Source organism: Methylobacterium sp. J-001 (assembly GCF_022829565.1).
Taxonomy (GTDB): domain Bacteria; phylum Pseudomonadota; class Alphaproteobacteria; order Rhizobiales; family Beijerinckiaceae; genus Methylobacterium.
Genome location: NZ_JAKSYN010000028.1, coordinates 25,676 through 38,506, shown reverse-complemented (window position 1 = coordinate 38,506; position 12,831 = coordinate 25,676). Strand labels below are relative to the sequence as shown.

Genomic DNA, 12,831 nt, shown 5'->3' with positions numbered 1-12,831 from the left:
GTTCAGACCAGCTCCCAGGCGTTGGTCTGGCCCAGCAGCGACCCGACCAAGGCGTGGTTCAACTCGTGCCCGGTATGAAAGGCGGCGACCCGGCCCTCCACGGGATGGCCAGCCAGCATCAAGTCGCCAATGAGGTCGAGGACGCGGTGACGGACCGGCTCGGCCGGGACGTGCATCCCGCCGACCACACGGCCGCGCATCAGGAGCGCCGCCGTGCGCGGTGAGACGCCCTGCAGGAAGTCCCGTCCCGTTGCATAGCCATAGGCGCGGCCGGCCATGGCCCGAAAGTATCGGCCGAAGCTGCGTGACGGCGCGATCTCGCGCACGAAGCTGTCCGGCGTGATCGGGCCGGACCAGTCCATCGAGCCGAAATGCGCCAGCGCGATATGGCCCGTGACGTAAAGGCCCGCGCCTGGCTCGATCTGGATGCGGCGGCGCCCATCCTCGACCGCCACCGTCCGGCGCATCCGGATGACCCGGCAGGGGAAGGGCTGCTCGGCCCGGCCGACGCCCCGGATGGCCTCGCACCAGGGCAGCGCGCTGCCGTCGAAGATCGGCAATTCGTCCGCGTCGATCTCGGCCAGCACGTTGTCGATGCGCAGCGCGTGCAGGGATGCCATCAGATGCTCGATGGTGCGCACCAGCGCACCGTCGCGCCGGATTGCCGCCGAGAGAGGCTGCGATTCCCGATACTGCCACAAGGCGGGCACGTCGATCGTGCGGCCAGTCTTCAGGCGTCGCCGAAAGACGATCCCGTGCCCTGCGGGCGCCGGGTAGACTCGGACGGTGGCATAGCGGCCCGAATGCAAGCTGTGGCCGGACCGCTCGAACGCATCGGCCAATGTCGCCTGACACCGGCCGATCGGCATGACCGGGCCGGACGTGAAATCTGCAAGCTCGAACTCTTGGTGCATCGGGATCGTCGGGCGCCATGGCGCGGGAAATTATCCCTCCTCACCGATTCCCGCTAATAAACTCCTGTTCAACCAAGCGCGGCTTGACCGGCCAGCGCGCGGCCGTCACGATCACATTTGCCTCATCGATCGAGCGCGGCCATGTCGGCGCGCGGCTCCGAGATGCGGGCAGCTCCCGTCCCAAGTGTTGCTGGCCCAGGGTTGCTGGTCGGCCCCGTCAGGGCAGGGACGGAGGCCGGGGCCGAAGGGACAGGATCGATGGCGCGGTTGGGGACCATACCCTTCTTCAAGGATCCGGGCATCGAGCTCGGTCCGTTCGAGACCCGTTGCCATTGGCGCCGCTTCGACGAGAACGAGGTGCTGGTCGATTTCGACGACATCTCCACGGACGTCTACTTCATCGCCACGGGCGAGGTCCGCATCCTGAACCGGACCCAGTCCGGCAAGGAGGTGATCCTCGGTGAGATGCGCGGCGGCGCCTTCTTCGGCGAGCTCGCCGCCATCGACGGTATCGGCCGCTCGGCCAACGTCACGGCGCTGACCCGCGGCGAGGTCTGCGTGGTACCGGCCGCCGTGTTCCGCCAGATGGTGTTCGCCTCCGAAGCCATCGCCGACCGGCTGTTCCGTCTGCTGGCCAAGCGGGTGCGCGAACTCAACACCCGGCTCATGGAGCACGCGCTCCTCGACCTGAAGCACCGGCTCTATGCCGAGTTGCTGCGCCTCTCGGTTCCGCGGTCGGGCACGTCGGGGGAGCGGGTCGTGTCGCCGCCGCCCTACCATCATGTGCTGGCCGCCCGGATCGGCTGCCGCCGCGAACAGGTCACCCGCGAGTTCACCGCCATGGCCGCCGAGGGGCTGGTCGACCGCACCCGCGGCGCCCTGGTCCTGCGCCGGCCGGACCTGCTCGAGGCGCGCGTGGCCGAGGCATTGCGCGAGGATTCCTGACGCCTTGGCGGATGCACCCGCGCTGCGCCTGCGGCTGGAGGATCTGACCAAACGCTTCGGCACACACGTCGCCGTCGATGCGGTCAACCTCGACTTGGACCCCGGGGAGTTCTTCTGCCTGCTCGGGCCGTCCGGCTGCGGGAAAAGCACGCTGCTGCGCATGATCGCGGGCTTCGAGACCCCGAGTTCGGGCCGTGTCCGCCTCGGTGACCAGGACCTGATTGCCCTGCCGCCCCATCGGCGGCCGGTGAACATGATGTTCCAGTCCTACGCCCTGTTCCCGCATATGAGCGTGGCCAGGAATGTCGGTTACGGCCTCGCGGGACTGGGCCGGACCGTCGCCACCGCCCGGGTGTCGGAGTTGCTGCGTCTCGTCCAGCTTGACGGCTTCGCCGATCGCCGGCCGGAGTCCCTTTCCGGTGGCCAGCGGCAGCGGGTCGCTCTGGCCCGCGCGCTCGCCCGCGAGCCGAAGCTGCTCCTGCTGGACGAACCCCTCGGCGCCCTCGATCGCGGCCTGCGCGAGGAGACCCAGGCCGAGTTGCGGGCCGTGCAGCGCCGCCTCGGAACCGCCTTCGTGGTGGTGACCCACGATCCGGAGGAAGCGATGATGCTGGCCGACCGGATCGGCGTCATGGAAGGCGGTCGGCTCGCTCAGGTCGGACCGGCCTCCGAGCTGTATCGCCGCCCGGTCAACCGGTTCGTGGCTGGCCTGCTCGGTGATGTGAACCTCATCCCCGGCCGGCTCGGCCCTGCAGCGGCGGGCGACAGCCGCGCGGTGCAGACCCCGCACGGGCCTGTCCGTGCATCTGCGACCGCGCTGTCGGAGGGCGCTTCAGTGGTCGTCGCGGTGCGCCCGGAAAACCTGATCGTCGGCACCGAAGGTCTGCCGGTGACGATCGCCGACGCGACCTATTTGGGCGACCGCCTGCGCCGGACGCTGCGCCTTCCCGATGGAACGTTGCTGCGATCGAGCGGCCGGCCGGACGACGCTGGCGATCCGATAGGCACGGAAACCCGCGCCTGTTTCGCCAGCGCCGATGCCGTGATCCTGCCGGCATGACCCGGCCTCGGATCACGCTTGCCGGTACGGTCGGCCTCCGCGGATGGCGGCCATGAGAGCCGGAATTCCATGGCGCCTGTTCGACCGGCTGGTGCGCCTGCCGCCGCTTCTCTGGCTGGCGGCCTTCTTCCTGCTGCCCTTCGCGATCACTCTGAAGATCAGCCTGTCCGAGCCGGCCACGGCGATCCCGCCCTACCTACCGGTTCTCGATTGGCAGGGCGGCCTCGACGGCTGGTCGGCCTTTCTCGAAGCCCTGAACTTCGACAACTACGCGACGCTCGCCGCGGACGCGCTCTATCGCGACGCCGCCCTCGGCTCGCTGGCCTACGCGGCAGTCGCGAGCCTGATCCTCGTCGCGGTCGGTACGCCGCTCGCCTACGCGCTGGCCCGGGCTCCGTCGCATCGGCAGCCCCTCCTCGTCGCGCTGGTGGTGGTGCCGTTCTGGACGAGTTTCCTGATCCGGATCTACGCGTGGATCGCGATCCTCAAGCCCGAGGGCCTGCTGAATCTGATCCTGCTGCGGCTCGGCCTGGTCTCGCAGCCGCTGATCATCCTGAACACCGACGTCGCGGTGATCGTCGGGCTGGTCTACGCCTACTTGCCGTTCATGGTCCTCCCGCTTTACGCGGTGATGAACCGCCTCGACCCAGCCCTGCGCGAGGCGGCGGCGGATCTCGGCGCTTCGCCGATCCGCGTCTTTTGGACGGTGACCCTGCCGCTGAGCCTGCCCGGGATCGCGGCCGGCGCCGGTCTCTGCTTCATCCCGATGGTGGGCGAGTTCGTCATCCCGGACTTGCTCGGCGGGTCAGAGACCCTGATGCTCGGCCGGGTGCTGTGGAGCGAGTTCTTCTCGAACCGCGACTGGCCGCTCGCCTCGGCGGTGGCGGTGTTGATCCTCGCGATCATCATCGGCCCGGTGGTGCTGTTCCGCGACAGCTTGCGCTCCGGCGAGGAGGGCCGCCCGTGACCTGGGTGACCCGCACCGCCCTCGTGTTCGGGCTCGCCTTTCTCTACGCGCCGATCCTGGTGCTGATCGCCTACTCGTTCAACGCCTCATCCCTGGTGACCGTCTGGGGCGGCTTCTCCACGAAGTGGTACAGTGCGCTTCTGGCCGACGCCCCCTTGATGGCGGCGGCCTGGGTCTCGCTGCAGGTGGCGCTGCTCGCAAGCCTGATCGCCACGCTTCTCGGAACCCTCGCAGCCCTCGCCCTGGAGCGCCACGGCCGCTTCCGAGGGCGGGCGCTGTTCACCGGTTTGATCTTCGGGCCGATGGTGATGCCGGAGGTCATGATCGGCCTATCGCTGTTGCTGATGTTCATCGGCATCGGCGTCGACCGGGGAATCGCGACCCTGGTGATCGCGCATGCAACCTTCTGCACCGGCTTCGTGGCCGTCGTGGTGGCGGCGCGCCTGCGCGGGCTGGATCAGGGTCTCGAGGAGGCGGCCGCCGATCTCGGCGCCGGGCCGTTGCGGGTGTTCCTCACCATCACGCTGCCGTTGCTCGCCCCCGCGGTTCTCGCCGGGGCCCTCCTCGCCTTCACGCTCTCGCTCGACGACCTCGTGATTGCGAGCTTCGTCTCGGGCCCAGGCTCGACCACCCTGCCGATGCGGCTTTACGGCCAGGTCCGGCTCGGGGTGAATCCCGAGATCAACGCCGCCTCGACGCTGCTCGTCGTGCTGGTCAGCGCCTTCGTGCTCCTGGCCTCGTGGCTCACCGTCCGGCGCTCGCAGGCCTGACGCGATCATCATCCGGCCGCGCGCCGAACGCGTCGCGCGAGAGGTGCGCTCGCGCACGCAGCCAAGCTTTCAGCGACCATACTCTCGCGGTGAGCCCGCTGCGCCAAGCAGCGAATCCATGAGGGACCTCGTCATGATTCGCGCTCTGACATTGCTACCCGTTGCTTCGCTCCTCCTCGTTTCAGCAGCCGACGCCCGCTCGGCCCGCGTCCACCCGAAGCCGCTGCCCGATCCCGCCGTCAAGGCTCGGGAAACGGTGGTGAAGGATTTCGATGCCCGGATGAGCCGGCTCGATGCGTTGATGGGCCTGACGCCGAAGGCGTCGGCAAGATCGCGTTCGGCGGAGGCCGGTCGCTGAAGTCGACGCCTTGAGGGGTGATCAGCGGCCGAGGCCACCGGCCTCCTCGACGAAGCGGGCGACATCATCGGCCCCATCGCCGCCTCGCAAGGACGCGAAGACGTAGGGCCGCGTGCCGCGCATGCGCTTGGTGTCGGCCTCCATCACCGAGAGGTCGGCCCCAACGAGCGGCGCCAGATCGGTCTTGTTGACGATCAGGAGATCGGACCGTGTGATGCCCGGGCCACCCTTGCGCGGGATCTTCTCGCCGCCGGCCACGTCGATGACGTAGAGTGTGATATCGGCGAGTTCCGGCGAGAACGTTGCCGCCAGGTTGTCGCCGCCCGATTCGATCAGCACCAGATCGAGCTTCGGAAAGCGCCGGCTCATCTCGGCCACTGCGGCGAGGTTGATCGAGGCATCCTCGCGGATCGCTGTATGCGGACAGCCGCCGGTCTCGACGCCGAGAATACGGTCCTCCGGCAGGGCCCCGGCCACGGTCAGGATCCGGGCATCCTCCTTGGTGTAGATGTCGTTGGTGATCGCGCAGATCTCGTAGCGGTCGCGGAAACGCTTGCAGAGCTGCTCCATCAATGCCGTCTTGCCGGAGCCCACCGGGCCGCCGATACCGACGCGGAGAGGGCCGTTCGCGGATGTCATGCTGCGTCCTCAGGATCGGAAGATGCGGGAATATTGCGTCTCGTGCCGGAACGAGCCGAGATCGAGGCGGAACGTGGCGGATCCGATCGCGTCGAGATCCGCCGTTCGGGCCGCCTCGGCGAGTCGGACGATTCGCGGTGTCAGGGACGCGATCACCCGCGTGCCCGCGGCCTGCCCGACCGGGGCCGCCCGCAGCGCCGCGGAAACGAGATTCTGGATGAAGGCCAGGCCGTAAGCGGCCAGCAGGGACGGCAACGCCATCCCATGGGCGCCCGCCGCCGCACCGACCGCCACCGGATAGGCCACCGCGCCCGGGAGATGCCCGTCCAGAGCCGTCAGGGCTTCGCAGGGCCAGGCGCCCAGGGTGGCGTCGAGGAAGCTGCGGCCCTGCTGGCTGGTTTCCAGATGTAGCTCGCGCGACGGCGCAAGGGCCAAAGCAAGATCGTTGATCTCGACGATCCTCTCCGGTTCAGCCGAGGATGCCGCCCGATGGGCATGGGCTGCCAGGATTAGGTCGTTGTGCAGGGTGCCGTGCTCGCAGACATCGGCCAGCCAGTCGGTAAGGCTTGCCTCATCACGCACGTCACCGATCTCGGCCGCCCATTCCAGCCCGTGCGAATAGGCATAGGCGCCTATCGGATAGCCCGGTGACAACCACGCCATCAGGCGCAATGCATCCAGGCCCTCAGCCATCGGCGTGGTGGTGATGATGCCCACCATGCGGGTGATCATGGCCGTGGGCATGACCGCCGGAATAGGCGCCGCCCTCCGGCCGGAACGGACGGTCCACCGGTTCGGCGGTGCCGCCCAGGCCCCGGACCATGTCGGCCAGGACATGGTCGTAGGCAATCCAGACCGCCTCCATACCGATCTCGGCTGGAATATGCCGGTTGCCGATATGCCAGATCAGCCGTTTGAGGGCCTGATCGCTCACGGCGCGTATCTCGAGGAGCCGCTCCGGTGCCGCCTCGACCCAGACGAGGCGGCCATCCTCCAGCACAAGCGCGTCGCCGTCCTCCAGCACGGCCGCCCCCGGCAGATCGAGCAGAAACGCCAATCCCCCGGCGCCGCGCATGGCGACGCGGCGGCGATGGCGCGCGCCGGAATCGAGCACGACCCGGTCGACGATCTCGCCGCCGGACAGATGCTCACGGCGGAGGATGCGAGTGGCGCGGATCATGATCTCACCGCCGATCCATCGAGGCGGACCCCCTCGGCGGAAATCCTTCGTCCAGTGCCGGCTCAATCATGAGCCGCCCGTGATTGGGGACGTTCACGTCAGACTGCCCAGGGATCGTTCAAAACAAAAAATAGCGCTGCGCCATCGGCAGCACCTCGGCGGGCTCGCAGACCAGGAGTTCGCCGTCGGCCCGCACGTCGTAGGTTTCCGGATCGACCTCGATCACCGGCGTCGCGTCATTCAGCACCATGTCCTTCTTGGAGATACCGCCGCGAACGTTCTCCACCGGGACCAGCTGCTTCTGCACCCCGAGCCGCTCCCGCAACCCGTCCTCCACCGCCGCCCGGGAGACGAAGGTGAGGGCCGTCGCGTAAGGCACGCGGCCGTAGGCGCCGAACATCGGACGGTAATGGACCGGCTGCGGCGTCGGGATCGAGGCGTTCGGATCGCCCATCGGCGCGGCCGCGATGCAGCCGCCCTTCAGCACCAGATCCGGCTTCACACCGAAGAAGGCGGGAGTCCAGAGCACCAAATCGGCGAGCTTGCCCGGCTCCACGGAGCCGATATGCTTCGACACGCCGTGCGCGATGGCCGGGTTGATCGTGTACTTGGCGACGTAGCGCCGGGCGCGCAGGTTGTCGGTGCCGGAGGCGTCGCCCGCAAGCGCGCCACGCTGGCGCTTCATCTTGTCGGCGGTCTGCCACGTGCGGATCACCACCTCGCCGACCCGGCCCATGGCCTGGCTGTCCGACGACATCATGGAGAGCGCACCGATATCGTGCAGGATGTCCTCGGCCGCGATCGTCTCGCGGCGGATCCGGCTCTCCGCGAAGGCAAGGTCCTCGGGAATCGACGGATCGAGGTGGTGGCAGACCATGAGCATGTCGAGATGCTCGTCGATCGTGTTCTTCGTGTAGGGCCGGGTCGGGTTGGTCGACGACGGGAGGACGTTCGGCAGCCCGGCGACCTTGATGATGTCCGGCGCGTGACCGCCACCCGCGCCCTCCGTATGGAAGGCATGGATGGTGCGCCCTTTGAAGGCCGCGATCGTGTCCTCGACAAAGCCCGACTCGTTCAATGTGTCGGTGTGGATCATGACCTGGATGTCGTGGGCGTCCGCCACCGACAGGCAGGTGTCGATCGCCGCGGGCGTCGTGCCCCAATCCTCGTGGAGCTTCAGCGCACAGGCCCCGGCCCGCACCATCTCGACGAGGCTTTCGGGGCGGGAGGCGTTGCCCTTGCCGGCAAAGGCGAGGTTCATCGGGAAGCTGTCGGCGGCCTCGATCATCCGGGCGATGTGCCAGGGGCCGGGGGTGCAGGTGGTCGCGAAGGTGCCATGCGCGGGCCCGGTGCCGCCGCCCAGCATGGTGGTGATGCCCGAGCACAAAGCCTCCTCGATCTGCTGCGGGCAGATGAAGTGGATGTGGCTGTCGAAGCCGCCGGCTGTGAGGATCTTGCCCTCACCGGCGATCACCTCGGTTCCGGGACCCACGATGATGTCGATCCCGGGCTGCACGTCGGGGTTGCCGGCTTTGCCGAGCCTGAAGATCCGTCCGCGCACGATGCCGACATCGCATTTTACGATGCCCCAATGGTCGAGCACCACCGCGTTGGTGATCACCGTATCGACGGCGCCCGCCGCGTTCGTGACCTGGCTCTGGCCCATCCCGTCGCGGATGACCTTGCCGCCACCGAACTTCACCTCCTCGCCGTAGGTGGTGAAATCGCGCTCGACCGTGATCTCAAGGGATGTATCCGCGAGTCGGATACGGTCGCCGGTGGTCGGGCCGAACATGTCGGCATAGGCGGCGCGGGGGAGGGCGGCCGGCTTGGGCATGTTGGCCATCTCAGAGGCTGCCCATCACGTCACCGCGGAAACCATACACGGCGCGTCCGCCCGAGAGTGGCACCAGGACCACCTCCCGAGTCGAACCCGGCTCGAAGCGCACCGCCGTACCCGGCGCGATGTCCAGACGCTGCCCGCGCGCCTTTTCGCGCTCGAAGACGAGACCCGGATTGACCTCGAAGAAATGGTAATGAGAGCCGACCTGAACCGGCCGGTCGCCGGTATTGGCGACCTCGATCACGGTGCGGTCGGCGCCGGCATTGAAGACGATCTCGCCGGGCAGCGTCGAGACCCGGCCGGGCACGTCGGTGGAGGCTGCCCCCCGGATCGGGTGATGCACGGTGACGAGCTTCGTCCCGTCCGGAAAGGTCGCCTCGACCTGAATATCGGGGATCATCTCGGCGATGCCCGGCATCACTTGATCGGCGGTGAGGACGTTCGCCCCCGCTTGCATCAGTTCAGCGACGCTGCGCCCGTCGCGCGCACCCTCCACCACGAAGTCGGTGATCAGCGCCACCGCTTCGGGATGATTGAGCGTGACCCCGCGCGCCAGACGGTTGCGCGCCACCTGCGCCGCCATGGCGATGAGCAGCTTGTCCTTCTCGCGGGGCGTCAGCAGCACGGGATACCTCGTCGTCGCGGCGACGGGAGCAAGGATCATGCGCGCCGCGGGGTCAAGGCTTCCGCTGATCAGTCCGACATCGCCGTAAAGCCAGCAAAGAGGTCTGGAAGCGCCTCACCCCGGATCCGACTGGGCAGGTCGCGGGGATGGATGAACTCATCCCGGAACCACGGGTAGCGACCGGGATCGAAGGACGCGCGCAGCCAATCGATCGCGCGACGCACCCGGCCGATCCGCTCGGCATCCGGATGGTAGGTGAGCCAGATGTCGAGGCCGAAGAGGCCAAGATTGTCCACCGGCACGACCTGTGCCCCGATGGCGGTGGCATAGGTCGGCAACAGACCGATCCCAGCGCCTTTCGCGATGGCCCAGTAATAGGCACTGCTGACATTGATCTTCAGTGTCACCGGGATCTCGGCAGGGAAGCCGGGCAGGTCCCTTGCATAGTCTTCCAGACGGATCGTCTGGCTTGCGGCCTGCACGACGATGCGGTGACGCGTGAGGTCCGCAGGCTTATCCGGCAAGCCATAGAGCTGCTCGTAGCTGCGCGCGGCGTAAGGCATGACGTGCATGCGTCCGAGCTTGACCATCCGCAGGTCCGGGCTGGTCGGTCGCGTGAGCTGGATCGCGACGTCAGCTTCCAGACGCAGAACGTCTGCGGATTCCATGGCGCAGCGCAAGTCGACCGTCAGGCGGGGATTGGCCCGCTGAAACTCCACCAGACGCGGTGCCAGCCAGAATGCGCCGAGTCCTTCGGTGACCGCTATGCGCACCTCACCGATTTCGGCAAACGGGGCGGCTTCACCGGCCAGCATGAGGCCGAACGCGGCCGTTTCCATGCGGGTCGCCGCATCCAGGATCGAGCGCCCTTCTGCGGTGAGGCGGACTCCGTCGACGTGACGAGTGATGAGGGGCGCTCCGATCCGCGCCTCCAGGTCGCCGACCTGGCGTCGGACCGAGTTGATCGAGAGGCCCAGTTTCACCGCCGCCGAGCGGAAGCTCCCGCATCGGTGCAGGGTCAGGAACACCCGAACGCTTTGCCAATCAGGCATCGCGCCGTGGTCGATCTCGACCCGTTCCATCGCCGGAACACCCCTGTTTCAATTCGTGCACATACAACCCGTGCGCTAGATGCGAAGTGCTGCAGCGTCAATCCGTTCCCGAATGACAGGTCATCCGATGACGGTGCACGTCGCCCATTCCCGATTTCAGGCACAGGACCCAACGGGGCTCGGTCTGACATCCCTGCTGCCGCAGCCGCGACACAGTCTCGAGTCGATGCGGGTCGAGCGTGTCGCTCGGCACTTGGTCGTCTTCATGCCGACGCCAGACGACCTCGCCTGCCTCATGGAGGCGGCTCGCGTCGACCTGCCGGACCTCGCTCCCCTTGCTACCGTCCAACGGGTGCTGTCGACCAACCCCGACAGCATCGTGGCAATCGCTCAACGCCACCGCTTCGACGCGGCGGCGCCCCGCGGGGAGGGGTTCGTCGCCTGCCTGATGCTGAACGCGGACGGGCTTGCAGCCCTCAAGGCGCGAACCTTCGACGCGGCCGAGCCGCCAGCGACCATGCTGGCCGCCCAGCACGAGCGTCCGGCGGCGATTTACGTCTGGGCGGTCTATGCCCGCCGTCGCCTCGCCGGCGGAGTCGGCCTCGTCTTCGACCGCCTGTCGAGCCCCCTGTATCACGGCATCGACTTCTACGCCCGGGCAGCGACCCCGGAGGGGGCCGATCTACTCACTGCCCTCGGCTTCACGACGGGCGGCGGGACCAACGGCCGTCTCTATCACTTCGCTCGTGCATCCGTGCCGGAGGCAACGCCCCCTTATGACAGCCACCGCCCCGGCCTCGCCGGCGTCAGCGTAGCGGTCGCGCGCAGCTTCGAGGATCTGGCGCGCGTCATCGCCCTCCGCGCCGCGGTCTACATGGCCGAGCAGGCCTGCCCGTACGAAGAGGAGTTCGACGGCAACGACCTCTCGGCGACGCACCTGATCGGCTATGTCGGCGACGAGCCGGCGGGATGCCTGCGGATCCGGTTCTTCGCCGATTTCGCCAAGATCGAGCGTCTGGCCGTCAGAGCCGAGTACCGCAACACGCGGATGGCCTTCGCGCTGGTCCGGGCCGGGATCGAACTGGCGCGGGTCAAGGGCTATCGCCGACTCTACGGCCACGCGCAGAAGCGCCTCGTCGGATTCTGGAGCCGGTTCGGGTTCCGGGTGTTCGAGGGTGCGCAGGAGCTGGTGTTCTCGGATTTCGACTATGTCGAGATGCTGATGGAGGCGGAGCCGCATCCGGAGGCAATCGGGATCGGCATCGATCCCTACGTGATCATCCGTCCCGAGGGCCGGTGGCACAAGGCCGGCGCCCTCGATCGGTCCCGCGGGCGGGCCGTCACGCGGCCCTCCGTCGACGGGCAGGCCGCGCGGTGACCCGGCACGTGAACCCGGCGCTCTACCGCCGGCCGAGCAGCGTCCCCGTCCTCGTGCTGGTCGACATGCAGCAGGAATACGAGATTGCTGGCCGGCCACTGGCGCTCGCGGGTATCGCCCCCGCCCTGCAGAAATGTCGGCTGGCGCTGGATCACGCCCGGGAGAGCGGCATCCCGGTCGCCTACGTGCGCTGGATCGGAGCGCCACTGTTTCAGGCGGGCACGCGCTTCGCCCGCTGGATCGAAGGCTTCGAGCCGCATGGCTGCGACATGATCTTCGACCGGGATCGGCCCTCTTGCTACGCCAGCCCTGCCTTCGCCGACGCGATGGAGCGCGGTGGCGCGCAACTGGTCATCGCGGGCTTCGCGGGCGAGGCCGCCTGCCTCGCCACGGCGATCGACGGCTTCCATCGGGGCCAGGAAGTGACGTTCCTGTCCGATGCTTCGGCCAGCCATGATCTCGAAGGCATCTCGGCCGACGACATCCATCGCTCGGTGAGCGCCGTCATGCGCGTCTTTGCGGATGTCATGGACACCCAATCCTGGGTTGCGGCGTCGGCGCCCTACAGGCCCACGCCGACCGTTTCCAATCCCGCGGCACGCCAATGACCGGTCCACGCCCGCACGAACGCGACGCGCGCAGACGTGACGAGAACGACATCGATGTAAGACTCGGCCAGCACGCAGTCGGGCTGCTGAAGGCTGCTCGGGACAGCGGCGACACCGCCCTGATCGTGCAGGCCGAAGCCATGGCGATGGCTGTGGGGTTCGCCCTGGCGTCACGTCTGCCCGGCTACGGCGAAAGCGGGGAAAGCTGACGACGCCCAGTCGTCAGACCGCCTCGTCGTCCCCGCCGATCAGGCGCATGGCCCGGAGCCGAGCGGTTCTCTCGTCGCCGGCGCGACGATCCGCCTCCAAGGCGGTCCAGAGCGCGATCAGGTCTGGATTGCGCTGCGGCTCCGTCGGCGGATCAATCTCACGCGCCGTACCGGTGTGATCGAGGGCGTCCATGTCGTGGCATCCCGCGCCTTGAGCTGCGGTCCCGTATCAGCACAGCACTGATGCGGTCCAGCCTCGAAGACAGGCGTTGCCTGTACAACC

The 12,831-nt window shown here is 68.0% G+C and carries 16 protein-coding genes; 8 read left to right on the top strand and 8 right to left on the bottom strand.

Features of this window, described 5'->3' with window-relative positions; all coding sequences use genetic code 11:
* Positions 1-2: 2 nt before the first annotated feature.
* Complete coding sequence (locus tag MKK65_RS02095) at positions 3-914, bottom strand: UDP-3-O-acyl-N-acetylglucosamine deacetylase (protein ID WP_243954896.1); 912 nt, start codon at positions 912-914, stop codon at positions 3-5.
* Between the two features lie 258 nt (positions 915-1,172).
* On the opposite strand from MKK65_RS02095, the gene MKK65_RS02090 reads away from it, so the two are divergent.
* The 5 genes from MKK65_RS02090 to MKK65_RS02070 all read left to right on the top strand — a co-directional run bounded on the left by MKK65_RS02090 (position 1,173) and on the right by MKK65_RS02070 (position 5,014).
* Entirely contained in the window at positions 1,173-1,859 is a 687-nt protein-coding gene (locus MKK65_RS02090) for a Crp/Fnr family transcriptional regulator (protein WP_147857045.1), read from the top strand.
* Between the two features lie 4 nt (positions 1,860-1,863).
* The gene (locus MKK65_RS02085; protein WP_243954895.1) at positions 1,864-2,919 is read left to right on the top strand and encodes an ABC transporter ATP-binding protein; all 1,056 of its coding nucleotides are present in this window, start codon (positions 1,864-1,866) and stop codon (positions 2,917-2,919) included.
* Between the two features lie 52 nt (positions 2,920-2,971).
* The gene (locus MKK65_RS02080; RefSeq protein ID WP_243954893.1) at positions 2,972-3,886 is read left to right on the top strand and encodes an ABC transporter permease; all 915 of its coding nucleotides are present in this window, start codon (positions 2,972-2,974) and stop codon (positions 3,884-3,886) included.
* Entirely contained in the window at positions 3,883-4,656 is a 774-nt protein-coding gene (locus MKK65_RS02075; RefSeq protein WP_243954891.1) for an ABC transporter permease, read from the top strand. Before MKK65_RS02080 ends, MKK65_RS02075 begins: the two co-directional genes overlap by 4 nt.
* Before the next feature lie 133 nt (positions 4,657-4,789).
* Complete coding sequence (locus MKK65_RS02070) at positions 4,790-5,014, top strand: hypothetical protein (RefSeq protein WP_243954889.1); 225 nt, start codon at positions 4,790-4,792, stop codon at positions 5,012-5,014.
* Positions 5,015-5,035: 21 nt separating this feature from the next.
* Here the strand turns inward: MKK65_RS02070 and ureG are convergent, their stop codons facing one another.
* From ureG to MKK65_RS02040, 6 genes are all read right to left on the bottom strand, one after another.
* Positions 5,036-5,653: an urease accessory protein UreG gene (ureG, locus tag MKK65_RS02065; RefSeq protein WP_058192156.1), complete on the bottom strand. Its 618-nt coding sequence runs from the start codon at positions 5,651-5,653 to the stop codon at positions 5,036-5,038.
* Between the two features lie 9 nt (positions 5,654-5,662).
* Positions 5,663-6,373 (bottom strand): urease accessory protein UreF, encoded by a 711-nt coding sequence (locus MKK65_RS02060; RefSeq protein ID WP_243954887.1) that lies wholly within the window; start codon positions 6,371-6,373, stop codon positions 5,663-5,665.
* Positions 6,339-6,833 (bottom strand): urease accessory protein UreE, encoded by a 495-nt coding sequence (locus MKK65_RS02055; protein WP_243954885.1) that lies wholly within the window; start codon positions 6,831-6,833, stop codon positions 6,339-6,341. Before MKK65_RS02055 ends, MKK65_RS02060 begins: the two co-directional genes overlap by 35 nt.
* A gap of 118 nt (positions 6,834-6,951) precedes the next feature.
* A complete protein-coding gene (ureC, locus tag MKK65_RS02050) occupies positions 6,952-8,679 on the bottom strand; it encodes an urease subunit alpha (protein WP_058192159.1) in 1,728 nt (575 codons plus the stop codon).
* 1 nt (position 8,680) lies between these two features.
* Positions 8,681-9,301 (bottom strand): urease subunit gamma, encoded by a 621-nt coding sequence (locus MKK65_RS02045; protein ID WP_243954883.1) that lies wholly within the window; start codon positions 9,299-9,301, stop codon positions 8,681-8,683.
* Between the two features lie 68 nt (positions 9,302-9,369).
* Complete coding sequence (locus MKK65_RS02040; protein WP_243954881.1) at positions 9,370-10,383, bottom strand: LysR family transcriptional regulator; 1,014 nt, start codon at positions 10,381-10,383, stop codon at positions 9,370-9,372.
* Positions 10,384-10,480: 97 nt separating this feature from the next.
* On the opposite strand from MKK65_RS02040, the gene MKK65_RS31095 reads away from it, so the two are divergent.
* From MKK65_RS31095 to MKK65_RS02025, 3 genes are read left to right on the top strand one after another with little or no spacing between them, the layout of a single operon-like run.
* Entirely contained in the window at positions 10,481-11,731 is a 1,251-nt protein-coding gene (locus tag MKK65_RS31095) for a GNAT family N-acetyltransferase (protein WP_279596460.1), read from the top strand.
* An 8-nt stretch (positions 11,732-11,739) separates the two neighbouring features.
* Positions 11,740-12,339: a cysteine hydrolase gene (locus MKK65_RS02030; RefSeq protein WP_243954879.1), complete on the top strand. Its 600-nt coding sequence runs from the start codon at positions 11,740-11,742 to the stop codon at positions 12,337-12,339.
* Complete coding sequence (locus MKK65_RS02025; protein WP_058192163.1) at positions 12,336-12,548, top strand: hypothetical protein; 213 nt, start codon at positions 12,336-12,338, stop codon at positions 12,546-12,548. Before MKK65_RS02030 ends, MKK65_RS02025 begins: the two co-directional genes overlap by 4 nt.
* 13 nt (positions 12,549-12,561) lie before the next feature.
* Here MKK65_RS02025 and MKK65_RS02020 read toward each other — a convergent pair whose 3' ends face one another.
* Positions 12,562-12,741: a hypothetical protein gene (locus MKK65_RS02020; protein ID WP_058192164.1), complete on the bottom strand. Its 180-nt coding sequence runs from the start codon at positions 12,739-12,741 to the stop codon at positions 12,562-12,564.
* Positions 12,742-12,831: the final 90 nt, after the last annotated feature.

Excerpts from the sequence above, each read along its gene's own strand:
- MKK65_RS02095 (WP_243954896.1), bottom strand. The coding sequence starts at position 914 with ATGCACCAAGAGTTCGAGCTTGCAGATTTCACGTCCGGCCCGGTCATG.
- MKK65_RS02090 (WP_147857045.1), top strand. The coding sequence starts at position 1,173 with ATGGCGCGGTTGGGGACCATACCCTTCTTCAAGGATCCGGGCATCGAG.
- MKK65_RS02080 (WP_243954893.1), top strand. The coding sequence starts at position 2,972 with ATGAGAGCCGGAATTCCATGGCGCCTGTTCGACCGGCTGGTGCGCCTG.
- MKK65_RS02070 (WP_243954889.1), top strand. The coding sequence starts at position 4,790 with ATGATTCGCGCTCTGACATTGCTACCCGTTGCTTCGCTCCTCCTCGTT.
- ureG (WP_058192156.1), bottom strand. The coding sequence starts at position 5,653 with ATGACATCCGCGAACGGCCCTCTCCGCGTCGGTATCGGCGGCCCGGTG.
- MKK65_RS02060 (WP_243954887.1), bottom strand. The coding sequence starts at position 6,373 with ATGGTGGGCATCATCACCACCACGCCGATGGCTGAGGGCCTGGATGCA.
- MKK65_RS02055 (WP_243954885.1), bottom strand. The coding sequence starts at position 6,833 with ATGATCCGCGCCACTCGCATCCTCCGCCGTGAGCATCTGTCCGGCGGC.
- ureC (WP_058192159.1), bottom strand. The coding sequence starts at position 8,679 with ATGGCCAACATGCCCAAGCCGGCCGCCCTCCCCCGCGCCGCCTATGCC.
- MKK65_RS02040 (WP_243954881.1), bottom strand. The coding sequence starts at position 10,383 with ATGGAACGGGTCGAGATCGACCACGGCGCGATGCCTGATTGGCAAAGC.
- MKK65_RS31095 (WP_279596460.1), top strand. The coding sequence starts at position 10,481 with ATGACGGTGCACGTCGCCCATTCCCGATTTCAGGCACAGGACCCAACG.
- MKK65_RS02025 (WP_058192163.1), top strand. The coding sequence starts at position 12,336 with ATGACCGGTCCACGCCCGCACGAACGCGACGCGCGCAGACGTGACGAG.
- MKK65_RS02020 (WP_058192164.1), bottom strand. The coding sequence starts at position 12,741 with ATGGACGCCCTCGATCACACCGGTACGGCGCGTGAGATTGATCCGCCG.